The sequence below is a fragment of the Actinokineospora sp. UV203 genome, from assembly GCF_056323665.1.
In genome coordinates, this window is sequence record NZ_CM150484.1 from 6,244,408 (window position 1) to 6,259,989 (window position 15,582).

General features: G+C 68.8%; 12 protein-coding genes. 7 read left to right on the forward strand and 5 right to left on the reverse strand.

Going from position 1 to position 15,582, the window contains the following annotated elements; translation table 11 throughout:
- Nucleotides 1-799 precede the first annotated feature (799 nt).
- Both ACUZ2Y_RS30150 and ACUZ2Y_RS30155 read right to left on the reverse strand, forming a co-directional pair.
- The gene (locus ACUZ2Y_RS30150) at nucleotides 800-1,210 is read right to left on the reverse strand and encodes a hypothetical protein (RefSeq protein ID WP_476325252.1); all 411 of its coding nucleotides are present in this window, start codon (nucleotides 1,208-1,210) and stop codon (nucleotides 800-802) included.
- Between the two features lie 73 nt (nucleotides 1,211-1,283).
- A complete protein-coding gene (locus tag ACUZ2Y_RS30155) occupies nucleotides 1,284-1,670 on the reverse strand; it encodes a restriction system modified-DNA reader domain-containing protein (protein ID WP_476325254.1) in 387 nt (128 codons plus the stop codon).
- Between ACUZ2Y_RS30155 and ACUZ2Y_RS30160 the strand changes: the two genes are divergently transcribed.
- Nucleotides 1,654-2,313, forward strand: coding sequence for a PPC domain-containing protein (locus ACUZ2Y_RS30160; RefSeq protein WP_476325256.1), 660 nt, complete (start codon nucleotides 1,654-1,656; stop codon nucleotides 2,311-2,313). The genes ACUZ2Y_RS30155 and ACUZ2Y_RS30160 overlap by 17 nt on opposite strands.
- Here ACUZ2Y_RS30160 and ACUZ2Y_RS30165 read toward each other — a convergent pair.
- Nucleotides 2,301-2,687 carry a methylated-DNA--[protein]-cysteine S-methyltransferase gene (locus ACUZ2Y_RS30165; protein ID WP_476325258.1) on the reverse strand — a complete coding sequence of 129 codons (387 nt, stop codon included), beginning with the start codon at nucleotides 2,685-2,687 and terminating at the stop codon, nucleotides 2,301-2,303. The two genes, ACUZ2Y_RS30160 and ACUZ2Y_RS30165, sit on opposite strands and share 13 nt — an antisense overlap.
- A gap of 301 nt (nucleotides 2,688-2,988) precedes the next feature.
- On the opposite strand from ACUZ2Y_RS30165, the gene phnA reads away from it, so the two are divergent.
- The 6 genes from phnA to ACUZ2Y_RS30195 all read left to right on the forward strand — a co-directional run bounded on the left by phnA (nucleotide 2,989) and on the right by ACUZ2Y_RS30195 (nucleotide 12,099).
- Entirely contained in the window at nucleotides 2,989-4,236 is a 1,248-nt protein-coding gene (gene phnA / locus ACUZ2Y_RS30170) for a phosphonoacetate hydrolase (RefSeq protein ID WP_476325260.1), read from the forward strand.
- Between the two features lie 63 nt (nucleotides 4,237-4,299).
- Complete coding sequence (locus ACUZ2Y_RS30175; RefSeq protein ID WP_476325262.1) at nucleotides 4,300-5,748, forward strand: aldehyde dehydrogenase family protein; 1,449 nt, start codon at nucleotides 4,300-4,302, stop codon at nucleotides 5,746-5,748.
- Nucleotides 5,749-5,784: 36 nt separating this feature from the next.
- On the forward strand, nucleotides 5,785-6,684 hold the full coding sequence (locus ACUZ2Y_RS30180; protein WP_476325264.1) for a LysR family transcriptional regulator: 900 nt from the start codon (nucleotides 5,785-5,787) through the stop codon (nucleotides 6,682-6,684).
- Between the two features lie 253 nt (nucleotides 6,685-6,937).
- Nucleotides 6,938-8,239, forward strand: a complete 1,302-nt coding sequence (locus tag ACUZ2Y_RS30185) for an MFS transporter (RefSeq protein ID WP_476325266.1) — start codon at nucleotides 6,938-6,940, stop codon at nucleotides 8,237-8,239.
- Nucleotides 8,212-9,390 carry a TIGR03364 family FAD-dependent oxidoreductase gene (locus tag ACUZ2Y_RS30190; RefSeq protein ID WP_476325268.1) on the forward strand — a complete coding sequence of 393 codons (1,179 nt, stop codon included), beginning with the start codon at nucleotides 8,212-8,214 and terminating at the stop codon, nucleotides 9,388-9,390. The genes ACUZ2Y_RS30185 and ACUZ2Y_RS30190 overlap by 28 nt, the downstream gene beginning before the upstream one ends.
- Nucleotides 9,391-9,615: 225 nt before the next feature.
- Nucleotides 9,616-12,099 (forward strand): phosphocholine-specific phospholipase C, encoded by a 2,484-nt coding sequence (locus ACUZ2Y_RS30195; protein WP_476325270.1) that lies wholly within the window; start codon nucleotides 9,616-9,618, stop codon nucleotides 12,097-12,099.
- 939 nt (nucleotides 12,100-13,038) lie between these two features.
- Here the strand turns inward: ACUZ2Y_RS30195 and ACUZ2Y_RS30200 are convergent.
- A complete protein-coding gene (locus tag ACUZ2Y_RS30200; protein WP_476325272.1) occupies nucleotides 13,039-14,205 on the reverse strand; it encodes a M6 family metalloprotease domain-containing protein in 1,167 nt (388 codons plus the stop codon).
- A 179-nt stretch (nucleotides 14,206-14,384) separates the two neighbouring features.
- Nucleotides 14,385-15,578, reverse strand: coding sequence for a M6 family metalloprotease domain-containing protein (locus tag ACUZ2Y_RS30205; RefSeq protein ID WP_476325274.1), 1,194 nt, complete (start codon nucleotides 15,576-15,578; stop codon nucleotides 14,385-14,387).
- Nucleotides 15,579-15,582: the final 4 nt, after the last annotated feature.

The window sequence follows — 15,582 nt, forward strand, 5'->3', positions numbered from 1 at the left end:
CTCGGCGCCGAGGTCGAGTCGTGCGCGTGGAATGACGCCGACCGCCGCTGGACGGTCACCCTCACTTCCGGCGAAGAGATCAGCGGCGATGTGCTCATGCCGGCTGTGGGTCAGCTCTCCGGCCGGCGTACCCCGGCATCGAGGGCCGCGACCGGTTCGCCGGCCCGGCCTTCCACTCCGCGACGTGGAACCACGACATCGACCTCACAGGCAAAAGGTGGCCGCCATCGGCACCGGCGACATCGTCGACACGGTCGAACACTCGTGACTCGGCCGCCCCGGCAGGGCTCGGCCCGAGGAAGAAGCGGAACCAGTTCGCCGCACCGTCGACGCCCGTGTCTCGCGTCCACCTCGTCATGTGCGCTCTGATCTCGGGAACGTCGCGTGCATTCACCCACGCAGGCATCGGAATCTCCTCACGGAAAGTCAACAGGACACGGCCGGTCACCCCACCAGCTTTGTGTGAACACGGATTGGTGCGGCGAAACGGATTTCGCTGGTTGTGCGATTCCGTCCGTGGTCGCATCGGTTACGCCCCTTCGGGTTTCGCGGTGTTCGACCTGTATGGACGCTTCGTCGGCGCGGAATTGGCAATGCCGGTGCGCGCAACAGGCGGAAATGGACCGTGTGGCGTAACGGTTTCCCTGTCCGACCGACTCGGTCGTTCGGAGATCGCTAGCCCAGCCAAGGCTCCAGGAAACGGCACTAGCCACCAGTTGGGTGGCGAGTGATCAAGGTAGAGCGAACACAAGCCCCGCTTACTGGCAATCATATCTCGCGGAAACACCAGGTCACCGAGTCAGATCTGTTCATGTCCATCCGGAACGTACAGCGGCATAACGTCTTCCACGTCGCCCATTCCCGCGCCGACCACAGCGTGGAACGGTTTGCCGTCGGTGCCGACGAGCAGGATGTGTTGGGTGAACAGCGGCGGGGTCGTGGCGTCGAGGGTGATGATGTTGTGGTCGCTGGTGAGTTCGAAGAGTGTGGTGGCGACTTCGCGGATGGTGATGCGGTCGGGGTCGGCCTCGATCGACAAGCCCTCGACGCGGATCTCCAGGATCCGTTGCTGCGGCAGCACGGTGATCACGGTGCGCACGTGCGCGGGGATGCCACCGTCTTCGCGGAGTTCGGCGATATCGGCGGCGAGCCGCACGGCCGCTGCCTCCAGGGTGTAGCCGAGGCCGATCCCGGCCTGCGCGCCCCACACGGTTTCACAGTCTATTGTGGACTCGGGCCGGGTCACGTGGAGAATCCTCCCGGTGGACGAGGTGCGCGGGCTGTTACTGGTGGTGTGTGGCGTGGAGTTCGGTTCGCAGGTCGGCCAGCGTGCGCCCGTCGGTCGTCCGGCGGAATGTGCCCCAGCCGTGCTGTGGGTATCCGCCTAGTGCGGTGGCCGCGCCGGTCGGGGTGGCGCACAGTCGGCCGTCGGCCAGCGCGAGGGTGCCGTCGACCCTGACGCGGGCGGTGTGGCGGACGCTGGAGTTGCGGCGTTCCCACACGAACTCGTCTCCTGGCGTGACCAGTTCGGCGTCGAGCAGCGCGCTGATCGCGACGCGATCCGACGGTGAGCCAGGTGCGGTGGGCGCGGCGCTGATGTGCCGGGCGGAGGACTCGGCGAAGTCAGTGTGCAGACCCAGGATGGCGGCGGCGGTGGGGGCCACGGTCATCGGCCATGCGGTGTCGAGGTGTGGCCAGAACTACAGCTTCGGCCATGAGATCGGCCACCTGCTGTTCGCCGACCACGCCGTGGGGGACGACGAGTACCCCCCGTCGTCGCCATACGCCTACGGCCACGGCTACAGGTACGGCTACTCGTGGCGCACGATCATGGCCTACCCCATGGGCTGCAACTGCCCGCGCCTCAACTACTGGTCGAACCCCCGCAAAACCTACAACGGGGTCCCGATGGGCACCATCTACCGCGAAGACAACGCGAGGGTCCTCGAGCAGACCAAGGCCACGATCGCCGCTTTCCGCGGCGGCACCACCACCCCGAGCAACCAGCTGACCAAGGGTGTGACGGTGACGGGCCTGTCCGGCGCGGAGCGCTCGTCGACCGCGTACACCTTGGCCGTCCCGGTGGGGGCGAGGAATCTGTCCTTCTCGACCTGGGGCGGCACCGGCGACATGGACCTGTACGTGAAGTTCGGCAGCGCCGCGTCGACCACTTCCTACGACTGCGGGTCCTGGTCGTCCTCGTCGACCGAGCGGTGTGAGTTCCCCACGGCGCAGGCGGGCACGTACCACGTGACCCTGTACGGGTACTCCGCTTATTCGGGGGTGAGCCTGGTGGCGAACTACACGAGCTGACGACTGCCGCCGAGGGGGCGCCCTGCCCCCTCGGCGGCGTCAGAACAGTGACGGCTTCCCGTTGGGGGCCGCGCCCTCGATGGTGGCATGCGGAGCTTCGTGCCCGCGGAGAAGCCGCCGATCTTGCCGTTCGCGCCGAGCACCCGGTGGCACGAACGGTGATCGGGTACGGGTTGCGGCCCAGCGCCTGGGCCCACGGCCTGAGCCGAGCCGGGCATGCCGAGGTCGCGGGCGACCTCGTCATGGGTGAGCGTGCTGCCCGGCGGGATGCCCCGGGCGATCCGGTAGACCTGTTGGTGGAACTCGGGAACCCCGGCCGGGTCGATTTCGATGTCGGCGAGGTCGTCGGCCGCGCCCGCCGGCAGCGCGGTCATCCCGCTTTCTTGGACGGATCTCCAATCGCCATCATCTGACGCCGAAGCTGTCGCGGTTCGGTGGCAATGGCCGCTGGGCTGACGGCCGTCAGCAGCCCCGGTCACCTCGTGGCCTGCCTGAGTGAGGGTGTGCGCGCCGTCTCGGCGACTGCCTCTCATCGCATATCTTGACCAGTGCGGAAGCGGTCGGACCCGTGGCCTCGATCACCCGGTTATAGGCCCTATAGGAAGTCTCGGAGTTCTGTCGGGGCGCGTTCGGGATTACACATGGATGAACACTCTCCGACGAAGGGCAGCGTCCATGTCATCCCCCCAACCCCTCGTGGTCAACGGTCGCGCCTACGACGCCCCCGTCGCACCTGTCGTCGTGGTGTGCATCGACGGCAGCGAGCCCGATTACCACGAGCAGGCCATCGCGCACGGTCGAATGCCCTTCCTGCGGCGGCTGGTTTCCGAGGGCGCGGCCCTCACTGCCGACTGCGTCATGCCGTCGTTCACCAATCCGAACAACCTGTCGATCGCCACGGGCAGGCCGCCGTCGGTGCACGGTATCTGCGGCAACTACTTCTTCGATGCCGAGCGGGGCGAAGAGGTCATGATGAACGACCCCGGGTTCCTGCGGGCGCCGACGATCTTCGCTGAGTTCGCCGGGTCCGGCGGGTCGGTCGCCGTAGTCACCGCGAAGGACAAGCTGCGCAGGCTGCTGGGCTGCGGCCTCGAGCCGACGAACAAGGCCATCTGCTTCTCCGCGGAGAAGGCGGACCAGGCCACTATCGCCGAGCATGGCATCGACGATGTGCTCGCGCGGGTGGGCAAGCCGCTGCCGTCGGTCTACAGCGCGGACCTTAGCGAGTTTGTGCTCGCCGCGGGCGTGCATGTGCTGGAGCACTACCGCCCGGACCTCACCTACCTGTCGCTGACCGACTACGTACAGCACAAGTACGCGCCGGGCACCCCGGAGGCCGACGACTTCTACGCCATGATGGATGGCTACTTCGCGCAGCTCGACGCGCTTGGCGCTGTCCTGGTGGTCACCGCGGACCACGGTATGAACGCCAAGTCGACCGACGTGGGCAAGCCCAGTGTGGTCTACCTGCAGTCCGAATTGGACGCCCGCTACGGCGCGGACGCGGCGCGGGTCATCCTGCCGATCACTGATCCGTACACCGTTCACCATGGCGCGCTGGGCTCGTTTGCCTTCGTGTACCTGCCTGAGGGCGTTGACCGGGCCGCCGCCGCAGCCGAGCTGGGCTCCATCGTGGGCGTAGCCGGGGTGCTGACCCGTGAGGAGGCGGTGGAGACTTTCGAGCTACCCGGCGACCGTATCGGCGACCTCGCCGTCGTCGGCGCGCGGAACACCGCATTGGGCACGACCGCGGAGCGCCACGATCTGACGCAGCTGGACCGGCCGCTGCGCTCGCACGGCGGGTTGACCGAACAGCGCGTCCCGTTCCTGGTCAACCGCCCTGTCGACGGGCTGCCGGAAGACCACCGACTCCGCAATTTCGACGCATACTGGGTCGCGTTGAACTTCACCAACGCCGGATGACCGTATGTCGGTGAACACGTGCCAACCCATGTCGGCTCCCCTCATCGCCATCAGGACGGACTCATGAGCGAGCAGCACCGGAACAACTTCATCGCGGGGACCTGGCGGCCTGCCCGGTCTGGCGACACCCGCACCAACACCAACCCCGGCGACCTGTCCGACGTCATCGGCGAGTTCGCCGAGTCCGGTGCGGCCGATGTCACCGTGGCCGTCGACGCCGCGGCCGCGGCGCTGAGCGAGTGGACCGCCAAGGGCCCGATCGTGCGCGGCGCGCTGCTGACCAGGGCGCAGCGGCTGCTGGAGGCGCGGATCGACGAGTTCGCCGCCGCCATCACCCGCGAGCAGGGCAAACGGCTGGTGGAGGCGCGCGGCGAGGTCGATCGGTCACTGGCGATCCTGGAGTACACCGCGGGCGAGGCGCGCAGGCTCAACGGCGTCACCACTCCCGCGGAGGAGCCGCGCACCTGGTCGATGACCTTCCGCCGCCCGCTGGGCGTGGTAGGTCTCGTGACGCCGTGGAACTTCCCGTTGGCGATTCCGATGTGGAAGGTCGCGCCCGCGCTGCTGGCGGGCTGCACGGCGGTGCTCAAGCCATCGCCGTTCACGCCGCTGACCTCCGCTCTGCTGCTCCAGGTGTTCGCCGACGCGGGCGTGCCCGACGGCGTGCTCAACCTGGTCCAGGGTGACAGGGAGGCGGGGGAGGCGCTGGTGGCCGACGAGCGCGTCGCGGGCATCTCGTTCACCGGATCCCTGCCGGTAGGCACGGCCATCCACACCGCGGGTGCGCACCGCCTGCTGCGCACCCAGCTCGAACTCGGCGGCAAGAACGCGCTGATCGTACTCGACGACGCCGACCTGGACAAAGCCGTCAACGCGATCGTCCACGGCGCGTTCGGCCAGTCCGGCCAGCGGTGCAGCGCCACCAGCAGGGTCGTGGTCGACGTGCGGGTCAAGGAGGAGCTGCTGGACCGGCTGCACGATCGGGTCAAGACCATGCGGGTTGGTCCGGGCACCGACCCGGACTCCGACATCGGCCCCGTGGTCAACCGTGATCGCCTCGACGCCTGCCTGGCCGCGGTGCGCGGCGCGGTCGACGCGGGCGCGAAGGTGCTCGTCGGCGGCGAACGGGTGGTCGACGGCGTGCCGGAGGGCTTCTACGTTCAGCCGACGGTGCTGCGGGACGTGCCGTGGGACAGCGAGATCGCGCAGGAGGAGGTCTTCGGGCCGGTGCTGTCCGTTGTGGACTGCGACGGCTTCGATGACGCCATGCGGATCTCGAACTCGGTGAAATACGGCATGTCCGGGACGCTGTTCACGCAGAACCCGGCCCGCATCTTCGAGGCGCTGGAGCGGTTCGAGGCGGGCATGCTGCACGTCAACCGACCAGGCGTGGGCGCGTACGCGCACCTGCCGCACATGGGGTCGAAGCTGTCGCAGTACGGGCCGCCCGAGTGCTCGCCGCAGGTGTGGGACTTCTATACCGAGTGGCGTTCGGCCTGCATCACGTACTGATCGGACAGAGTGGCGAGAATGGGAGACCATAGTCCGGTGCAACTGAACCTCCACCGGCTGTGGATCTTTCTGCGGGTCGTCGAGTGCGGCGGATTCTCGGCGGCGGCGCAGAAGCTCTACATGAGCCAGCCGTCGGTGTCGAACCAGGTGCGGCAGCTCGAGTCCTCCCTCGGCGCGATCCTGGTCGACCGGTCCGGCCCGCGGATCCGGGCCACCGCCGAGGGTGAGGTGCTGGTCGACTACGCGCGGCGGATCTTTGCCCTGGCCGACGAGGCGGCGGCCGCGATCGCCGCGGTGCAGGGCGTCCGGTCGGGGCGGATGGCGGTCGGCGGGACCACCACGGTGGGCACCTACCTGCTGCCGCCGCTGCTGGCCAAGTTCCGCACGCAGTTCCCCGACGTCGTGTGCGACCTGTTCGTCGGCAACGCCACCCAGTTGGAGCGGTGGCTGCTCGATGGCGAAGTGGGGCTCGGCGTGTTCGCCGGGACGCCCGCCGCGCCGCAGTTGCACACCGCCGCAGTGATCACCGACGCCATCGTGCTGGTGGTGGCGCCCGCTCACCCGCTTGCTGGGAAGCCCGCCACCCCGGAGCAGCTGTGGCGGGAGCGGTTCCTGCTGCGCGAACGGGGATCGGGCACCCGCGGTCTGCAGGAGGAAATCCTGGCCGCATGGGGACTCTCCGAGGTCAGCACGGCGAACATGGGCAGCCCGGAAACCCTCAAACAAGCCGTTCGGGCCGACCTCGGGATCGCCTTGGTCTCCGAGCACAGCGTCGCCGAAGAACTGCGCGACGGCCGACTTGCCAGGATCGCCATCGACCCGACACCGCTGAGCAGGCCCGTGGTGCTCGCCCACCGCCGCGACCGGCAGCTCTCGCCCGCTGAGCGCGCGTTCGTCAGTGTGGTCCGCGCGCTGCAGGCCTGGCCCTCCACATAACGGCCCGCGAAACGCCCGCCGAGCACACTCCAGCCCAGGCGTCATCATCCCTTTGACCTGCGCAGACGTCCAGGTATTGTCGTTCGACTATGGGTCCTATCGGCAGGCGGGCAGTTCCTGAACCGGGGTGTGACGGGCTACACATTGTCCAGCTTTGACGGACATCCCGAGCCGGTGTGGTCCCCACTTCCGGACCGTGATCCGCGTACCACCTCCCATCCATGCCGATCCGGTCTGCAAGGAACTAGGTGACATGAGCGAATCAACTGCCCATCAGGTTCGGACGGCCGACGCCGACATAGTCCCGCTGTACCGGCGCTGGCGTATCCAGATCTTCGCGATCACCTGGATCGCCTACGCGGGCTTCTACTTCACCCGACAGACGATGTCCGTGGCGAAAGTCGGGATCCTGCAGGACGGACTGCTGACCAAGGCCACACTCGGCAACCTCGACGCGCTCTACCTCATCGCCTACGCCGTGGGCCAGTTCGCGTGGGGCACGCTGGCCGACAGGTTCGGACCGCGGGTGGTCGTGCTGGGCGGGCTGGCCATGTCCGCGGGCGCGTCGGCGCTGCTTGGCGTGGTGCCCGCGCTGGTGCTGTTCGCGCCGCTGATGATCGTCCAGGGGCTGGCGCAGTCGACCGGTTGGTCGTCGCTGTGCAAGAACGTCGCGCAGTTCTTCACGATCGGCGAGCGTGGCCGAGTGCTCGGGCTGTGGAGCACGAACTACGCGTTCGGCGGATTGGCGGCGGCGCCGTTCATCGGGTGGATCGCCTACGGCGTGTTCGACTCGTGGCGGGTCGCCTTCCTTGCGGGCTCAGTGGTTGTGCTCGCCGTGCTGGTCGCGTTCGCGGTGTTGCAGCGCGACAAGCCTGCCGATGTCGGGCTGCCCCCGATCGACGAGTTCCGGGGCGACGCCGTCCCGACGCAGGAGCGCCCCAAGCCCGCCCGGTCGGTGCGCGAGGCGTTCCTGGCCGCCGTGCGCGACCGCATGGTGCTGCTGCTCGGCGTGTCGTACTTCCTGCTCAAGCCCGCCAGATACGCGATCCTGTTGTGGGGCCCAGTGATCGTCATCGAGCGTATCCCGGAGGCAAGCACCCTCAAGGCGATCGTGCTTCCGGTGGCCTTCGGCGCCGCGGGCATGGTCGCGCCGTTCCTCATCGGGCTGGTGTCGGACAAGGTGTTCCAGGCTCGGCGGGTGCCGTCCGCGGTGCTGAGCCTGCTGGGCCTGGTCGTGGTGCTGGCGCTGTTCGGTCCGCTGACCGCGTCGGGCAGCGTCGCGGTGATGGCCACGATGTTGGCGCTGATCGGGCTGTTCGTCTACGCCGCCGACGCGATGATCTCGTGTGTGTGCGCCGTCGACTTCGGGACATCCGAGCACGCGGGTGCCTCGGCCGGGTTCGTCAACGGCTGCGGCTCCATCGGGGCGGTGCTCGGCGGCCTGCTGCCGGGGTACCTGGGCACGAGCGCGCTGTTCTACGGCTTCGCCGCCGCGGCCCTGGTCGCCGCGCTGATCCTGCTGCCCCGATGGAACTCCATGCCGGCCGCGGCCTGATGAAGGGAACACCGACGATGAAGACGAACAACGCCGATGTCGCGGTGGTCGGCGGTGGCATCGTGGGGTTGGCCCACGCGCTGGCCGCCGCCCGCCAGGGCCACCGCGTGGTCCTCTTCGAACGCGACGACCGCGCCGTCGGCGCGTCGATCCGCAACTTCGGTCTGCTGTGGCCGGTCGGCCAGGCCGAGGACCGCTATGCCACCGCGATCCGCAGCCGCGACATCTGGGTCGATCTGCTCAAGCGCGCCGGGGCCTGGTACGCCGAGAGCGGGTCGCTGCACCTGGCACACCACGCCGACGAGCAGGCGGTGCTGGAGGAGTACCTGGCCACCTCGCCCGCGGCGGTGGCGAACGGCGTGCGGATGCTGACTCCGGCCGAAGTCGCCGAACGCGGCACGACCGCGCGCACCGACGGGCTGCGGTGTGCGCTGTGGAGCCCGACCGAAACCAACGTCGACCCGCGCACGGCCATCCCGGCCGTCGCCGAGGTGTTGGCCGTGGAGTTCGGCGTCGAAGTGGTTTTCGGCGCCGCGGTAAGGGAAATCAACCTCCCGACAGTCAGCACGACCGCGGGGGAGTGGTCTGTCGGACGGGTAATCGTGTGTAGCGGCAACGAATTCCAAGCACTGTACCCGGAAGTGTTCGCCGCCGGCGGTATCCGACGCTGCAAGCTCCAGATGATGCGCACCGAGCCGCAGCCGGACGGGTGGACGCTCGGTCCATCGCTGTGCGCGGGTCTGACACTGCTGCACTACAAGTCGTTCGCCCACTGCTCTTCGCTGGCCGCGGTGCGCGAGCGATACGCGTCGGAACTGCCCGACCACCTGGCGGCGGGCATCCACGTCCTGGTCTCCCAGACCGCGAACGGCGAGGTGACCATCGGCGACAGCCACGACTACCGGCTGACCCACGACCCGTTTCAGTACGAGCATATCGACGAGGCCATCCTGGAGTACTTCGCCCGCTTCGCCGCCGTGCCCAACCCGCGCATCGCCGAACGCTGGCATGGCATCTATCCCTCCCTGCCCGACGGCGCACCCGTGTTCGTCGCCCATCCGGACCCGGATGTCGCCGTGGTCAACGGCCTCGGCGGCGCCGGGATGACGCTGTCCTTCGGACTGGCGGAGGAACTGCTCGAGAACTGGTGATTCCCGGTCGACGACCTCGGCGTCGAGGACTGCCCGAGGAGCGGTCCTCGGCGCCGATTTCAGGGTGACGAGTGACCGGACCGGCATAGCCGATCGGGTTATGCCCGCCATTGGCAGTGAGCGCGTTCTGAAGCCCGCACGGAGCCTGTCGAATCTCCGCAACGCCCAAGCGCCCCCTGCCTTGTGACCGGCACGACGGGCGTCAAACAGACCATGGAGGACCGCATGACCGCGAACGATCGCGAAATGAGCCGCCGCAGGATGCTCGGCATGTCCGGGGCCGCGGCGGCGGTGGCCGCGACCGGCGTACTGCCCCAGGTGCTGCGCGACCTGCTGTCCATCCCAGTGCAGCCGGGGGCCACGATCAACGACGTCCAGCACGTCGTCATCTTCACCCAGGAGAACCGCCCGTTCGACCACTATTTCGGCACCCTGCGCGGCGTCCGCGGCTACGGCGACCCGACCGCGCTGAAGTGGCAGAGCGGCCGCACCGTGTTCCACCAGCCGACCACGCTGCACGCCGACGGGTACATGCTGCCCTTCCGGCTCGACACGACCAGCACCTACGCGGTGGATATCTCCGCGCCCAGTGGCTGGGGCTGGGGCGGCGACCACACGATGTGGAACAACGGCCTGTACGACAAGTTCTGCTTGGCGCGCAACCCGGACTTGGGCATGGGCTGCTTCACTCGGCCCGACCTGGCTTTCTACTACGCCCTGGCCGATTCGTTCACCATCGGCGACCACTATTTCCAGTCGTCGTTCACCAGCACCAACCCGAACCGCCTGTTCGCGGTGAGCGGCAGCAACGGCCGCTCGGTCGGCGGCCCGTCGCAGGTCGGCAACAGCGGCACCGGCTTCACCTGGACGACCTACGCCGAGCGGCTGCAGGCCGCGGACGTCAGCTGGAAGGTGTACCAGGAGAGCGACGACTTCGACGACAACCTGCTGGAGTACTTCCAGTCGTTCATCGATGCCAGGCCGGGCCAGCCGCTCTACGACCGTGGCGTCGCCGTGGTTCCCGACCTGGCCGCCGCGTTCGGCGCCGACATCGCCAACGGCACGCTGCCCCAGGTGTCGTGGATCGTAGCCCCACAGGCACTTTCCGAGCACGCCGACGCTCACCCGCCCGCGGGTGAGGACCTCACCGCTCGGCTGCTGGCCAAGCTGGCCGCCAACCCGGCGGTGTGGGCCAAGACGGTCTTCATACTCGACTACGACGAGTACGGCGGCTTCTGGGACCACATCCCGCCGCCGGTGCCCCCGGTCAACGGCGAGTTCGGCGACGGCGACGACGGCCGGTCCACCGTCACCAACTCCGGGGAGATCCACACCGACGGCAAGCCGATCGGCCTGGGCTACCGGGTGCCGCTGATCGTGGCGTCGCCGTGGACGCGCGGCGGCTACGTGTGCTCGGAAGTCTTCGACCACACCTCGGTTCTACGGTTCCTCGAACGCCGCTTCGGCGTCGCCGAGCCCAACATCAGCCCCTGGCGCCGCGCCGTGTGCGGCGACTTGACCTCGATGTTCGACTTCGCGGGCACCGGCACCTCCACGCTGCCCGTGCTGCCGGACACGTCGCACTATGTCGCCAACGCCAACTGGCAGACCGCCAACCTCCCCCGCCCCACCGTTCCCGCCACCCAGGCGATGCCCGTGCAGGAGCCGGGCACCCGCCCAGCCCGGCCACTGCCGTACGTCCTCACTGTCAACGCTCGGGTCACGGCGAGCGCGATGTGGTTCGACTTGACCAGCGAAGGCACCGCGGGTTCCCATTTCTCCTTGTACGCCAACCGGTTCCGTGCACCCCAGGCCTGGCGGTACACCGTAGGGGCCGGAAAGACGGTGTCGGACAACTACGTCGTGGGCACACCCGCGGGCGCCTACGACTGCACCGTTTACGGCCCGAACGGGTTCCTGCGGCAGTTCGCGGGCAACCGGGTCACGGCGACCACCAGCGGCAACGCCAACCCCGAGGTCACCCTGCGGTACGCGCCCGGCGAGGGCCGGGTGTACCTGACCATGAAGAATGCCGGCTCGAAGTCCTGTGTGGTCACGGTGCGTGCCAACCGCTACCGCGCCGACGGTCCGTGGAACTACACGGTCGCCGCCGGAGCCACGGTCGAGGAGTACTTCACTGTCACCAGTGCGAACCACTGGTACGACCTGACCGCCACCGCCGACACCACCGACGGTTTCCTGCGTCGCTTCGCGGGCCACATGGAGACCGGCGCCGCCTCCACCAGCGACCCGACCATCGGCGCCCGCACCACCCCGGCCGCGCTGCCCGCGCATGTCATCGCCGTCGACAGCCAGGAACTCACCGGCGAGCGCGGGGAAGGGGTCAACGCCACCGACGGGAACAACAGCACCTTGTGGCACACCAAGTGGTCCGGCGGCGCGGACCCGCTGCCGCACCGCATCGATCTCGACCTCGGCTGCGCCCGCTCGGTGTCCGGTGTGGACTACCTGCCCCGCCAGGACGGCGGCGCCGACGGGCGCGTCGGCCAGTACGAGATCTACCTGAGCGTCGACGGTGTCACGTGGGGCAGTCCGGTCAAGACGGGGACGTTCGCGGACTCGGCCACCAAGAAATCGGTCACGTTCCCCGCGGTCACGGCTCGGTTCGTCCGCCTGCGGGCCATCACCGAGGCGGGCAGCCGCGGCCCGTGGACCTCCGCGGCCGAGGTCACCGTGATCGGCGTGTAACCCCGGGTCGCCATGTGCCCTTCGTTGTCGACGAATTCACACAGGACAGTCCGATGTGCTCGCGTGGCGTTCCCCGTGTGCTTCCCAGGGGAACGCCACGCGTGACGGCGCTTCACGGTTGCCCTTCCTGCAGCGGGTGGTCGCCGAGGGCGCGGCGCTCACCGCGGACTGCGTGATGTCGTCGTTCACCAACCCGAACAACCTGTCGATCGCGACCGACAGGCCGCCCTCGGTGCATGCCGGTTTGGCGAGGCGACCGCGTTCAGTCGGTGCTTGAGCCGACTGGGCGAGTTCGTCCCTGGCAGGCAGTGGGCCATCGGCTCGAATAACACCCAGAGCAAGGCCGCCACCGCGACACCGGCCAGCCCGAAATCGCCAGTCGAACCAGCGCCTGGCGCCTCATGATCACGCGTACAGTGCACTTCGAGGAGCAGCAATCCCAGCCTGGAGGTCGGCCCGCCACCACGTGGTGAGCCGACCGCCGCGAATCGGCCCGGGGAACGATGCGCCAGACGACTGGATAAGCATCCGCCACTGCCTGGGCTCCCCGTACACGTCGGCATTCCTCGACACCGCCAAGGACAACTCCAGCAACATCATGTGCAGGACCAGGTCTGGGCCACCTGATCGGGCACGGCCCGCTCTCCCTGGACCCCGGCCGTCTTCGACCGCATCATGGACGCCTTCCGGCACGAGACGGTCTCCATGTCCTGCTGAGCAGACCGGTCTCGGTGGCGGTCCTGCCCGCCACCGAGACCGGTCACCACTGTGGCCGCGGCCCACCCCAAGACACTCACCTGCTGGAGGACCGGGTTGCCGGCACGGCCCAGTTCGCCGACTGCGGCTTACTTCCCTGGCTTCGGGTTCCTTGCCTGCCAAGACCACCTCTGTATGGCCGCCGCATCAGGAAGGCGGCCCGCGGGTAGGTCGCGGCTTCCTTTACGCCTGGAACGCGATGTTGATGGTGTAGTTGTCGCCGTTGCGGCTGACGACGTCGATCGTCGTGTTGCTGGTGCTGTCGCGGAATCGGCCGCCCACGCCGTACGGGGCGTCGTTGAGTTCGTGGCCGGCGCAGCCGCCCGAGTACGGACGGGAGTCCTGGACCATGATCGGGCCCCAGCCGCTCGCAGTCGCCGTGTTGACTGAATACACGAGCACACCCGTGGCGCAGGCCGCAGAGTCCAATCCGGACCTTGAGCGGACCTCGGCGACGATGGCGGTGGTGGAACTGGTGCGGACCACGACCATCTTGCGGCCACCTGCCACCTCCACCGGGGTGAGCGTGTCCTGGTAGCGGCCTGCTGCGCTGACGCAGCCCACCTGGCTCCAGGTCAGCCAGTTCAGCTTCCACTTGTGCCAGGCCGACATGTCCGGCGACGGACCGCTGATCAGGCCCATCACGTCCCAGCCGCCGACGAACCGGTTGCCGTCGGTGCCGCCGAAGGCGTACAGGTCCGCCAGGCCCATCGCGTGGCCGGTTTCGTGGTTGAGCACCTTGCTGCCCCAATGCCACATGTCCTGGCCGAAGGTGACCGACTTGCCGATGACGGTGCCGTCAGCCGCCCTGGCGGAGCCCATGAACGTCGGCGAGAAGGAGATCGCCGACGCCGCGCGGGTCGGCACCACGTAGAGAAGGTGGGTGCCGGTGAAGTTCACCGTCGTGCCCACGGCGGCCAACGCGTCCATTATGTAAGTCCGGTGGGTCTCATAGGTCAGCCCCCGCGTGTAGCCGTAGTCGGTCGATCTGCGGGGCATCCGGTAGAAGCGGCTGGTGACCGCGTTGACGCTGAGCGAGAGGTTGCCGTAGGAGCTGGTGGCGAACCAGTTCGGCCCGCCGGGCACCAACTGGTCGCGCAGTGTGGTCGTGGTGTCGTTCGCCGGGGCGTCCGGGAAGTCCACGAAGACCATCGTTGCCTTCACCGTCCCGGTCGACGGGGTGTACCCCGAGGGGGTGGGCACTCCCTCGGACAGGTTCGCGCTCGTGGGGGCCAACGCGCACGACCCACTCGGGACGTCGGCGAGGGCCGAGGCACCCCCGCTCGACACCACCGCGGCGCCCGCGGCCAGCGCCAAGACCGAGCCGAGCAATTTGCGGATGCTGGACATGCGACCTCCAGTTCTGCCCGCGACACGGGCAGCCGAGTAGCGGGTAGTTGGCAGAAAGGTAAACGGCGCAGGCCCGGTGGAGGCCGTGCGAGCCGTGATTGGCAACTTCTGGCATACGTCCACTTGGGACATTCAGTCTGCCGTGCGCGACAACCGGCGCCGGGGCCCGCCCCGCAGGGTCAACTCCGGTTGATCAGGACGGTGTCTCCGGTGGGGTCACCCGCGAGGACGTCGATCCGAACGCCGTCCGCGCTGAAGGACTGGCCCGGCCGGTGGGCCGCCATGTCCAGACGCTCGCAGCCGGCGGGCGGCGTGGCGTCGGGGTTGCCGTTGACCACGCGGACCGGGCCGCTTCCGGTCCAGGTCCCCGAGTCCACCCGATAGACCAGCACGCCGGTCGAGCAGGCCCGCTCGTCGAGCCCGGTGGCGCGCCGCGACTCGACCACGTAGGCCGTGGTCTCCCCGGTGCGCACGACCGCGATCTTCACGCCACCCGGCCGCTCCACCGGCGTGAGCCGGACCGCGCGGGTGCGAGTCGCGCACACCACCTGGCTGTCGTCGATCCAGCGCAGCTTCCAGGCGTGCCACCCGAGGTAGTGCGGCGCGGGCCCGGAGATCAGCCCCATCACGTCCCAGCCGCCGACGTACTGGTGGCCCGGCGCGGTGAACGCGTACAGGTCCGGCAGGCCGAAGGTGTGGCCGGTCTCGTGGGCGACGACCTTGTGGCCCCACCGCCACATGTCCTGCCCGTAGGTGACACCCCACTTCACCCGCGCGCCGTCCGCGACGATCCCGGCCGTGGCCGGGTCGAATAGGTACGTCGGCGAGAACCGGATGGCGGCGGCGTTGCGCGTGGGCACCACGAACACCATGTCCTGCTTCGAGAAATCGGCGTGGGGATCCGCCGCGGCCACTGCCTGCTTCATGTACAGCTCATGCTGCTCAAACGTGATGCCGCGATCGAACCCGTAGGTCGTGGAGTCCTGCGGCATCCGCAGCCACCGGCGCACGGGCGTGATGTCGAGCGACGTGCGTCCGTACGACGCCTGGCGCAGCCACGCGTCGGCGGGCGCGAGGTGGGATTCGTACGTCTCGGTGGAGTCGGTCGCTTGCGCGTCGGGGAAGTCCACGAACAGCATCAGCACGCGGCGCGCGCCCACCGCGGGCTGGAACTGGACGGGATCGGTGTCGTGCCCCTCGTCGGTCCAACCGGTGCGGCCGGGCAGCGCGCAGTCGGCGGGCGAGGGCGCCGCCGCGACGGCGGCCGGTGCCGCGGTGGCGGTGAGGGCGGGTGTCATCGCCGCGGTGACGACGAGGGCCAGCACCGCCCCGAGTCGGCGCGGGGTCTTGTCGGGCCGGGACTTGTCGAACATGGTT

Excerpts from the sequence above, each read along its gene's own strand:
- ACUZ2Y_RS30200 (WP_476325272.1), bottom strand. The coding sequence starts at position 14,205 with ATGTCCAGCATCCGCAAATTGCTCGGCTCGGTCTTGGCGCTGGCCGCG.
- phnA (WP_476325260.1), top strand. The coding sequence starts at position 2,989 with ATGTCATCCCCCCAACCCCTCGTGGTCAACGGTCGCGCCTACGACGCC.
- ACUZ2Y_RS30195 (WP_476325270.1), top strand. The coding sequence starts at position 9,616 with ATGACCGCGAACGATCGCGAAATGAGCCGCCGCAGGATGCTCGGCATG.
- ACUZ2Y_RS30205 (WP_476325274.1), bottom strand. The coding sequence starts at position 15,578 with ATGTTCGACAAGTCCCGGCCCGACAAGACCCCGCGCCGACTCGGGGCG.
- ACUZ2Y_RS30190 (WP_476325268.1), top strand. The coding sequence starts at position 8,212 with ATGGAACTCCATGCCGGCCGCGGCCTGATGAAGGGAACACCGACGATG.
- ACUZ2Y_RS30155 (WP_476325254.1), bottom strand. The coding sequence starts at position 1,670 with ATGACCGTGGCCCCCACCGCCGCCGCCATCCTGGGTCTGCACACTGAC.
- ACUZ2Y_RS30165 (WP_476325258.1), bottom strand. The coding sequence starts at position 2,687 with ATGACCGCGCTGCCGGCGGGCGCGGCCGACGACCTCGCCGACATCGAA.
- ACUZ2Y_RS30175 (WP_476325262.1), top strand. The coding sequence starts at position 4,300 with ATGAGCGAGCAGCACCGGAACAACTTCATCGCGGGGACCTGGCGGCCT.
- ACUZ2Y_RS30185 (WP_476325266.1), top strand. The coding sequence starts at position 6,938 with ATGAGCGAATCAACTGCCCATCAGGTTCGGACGGCCGACGCCGACATA.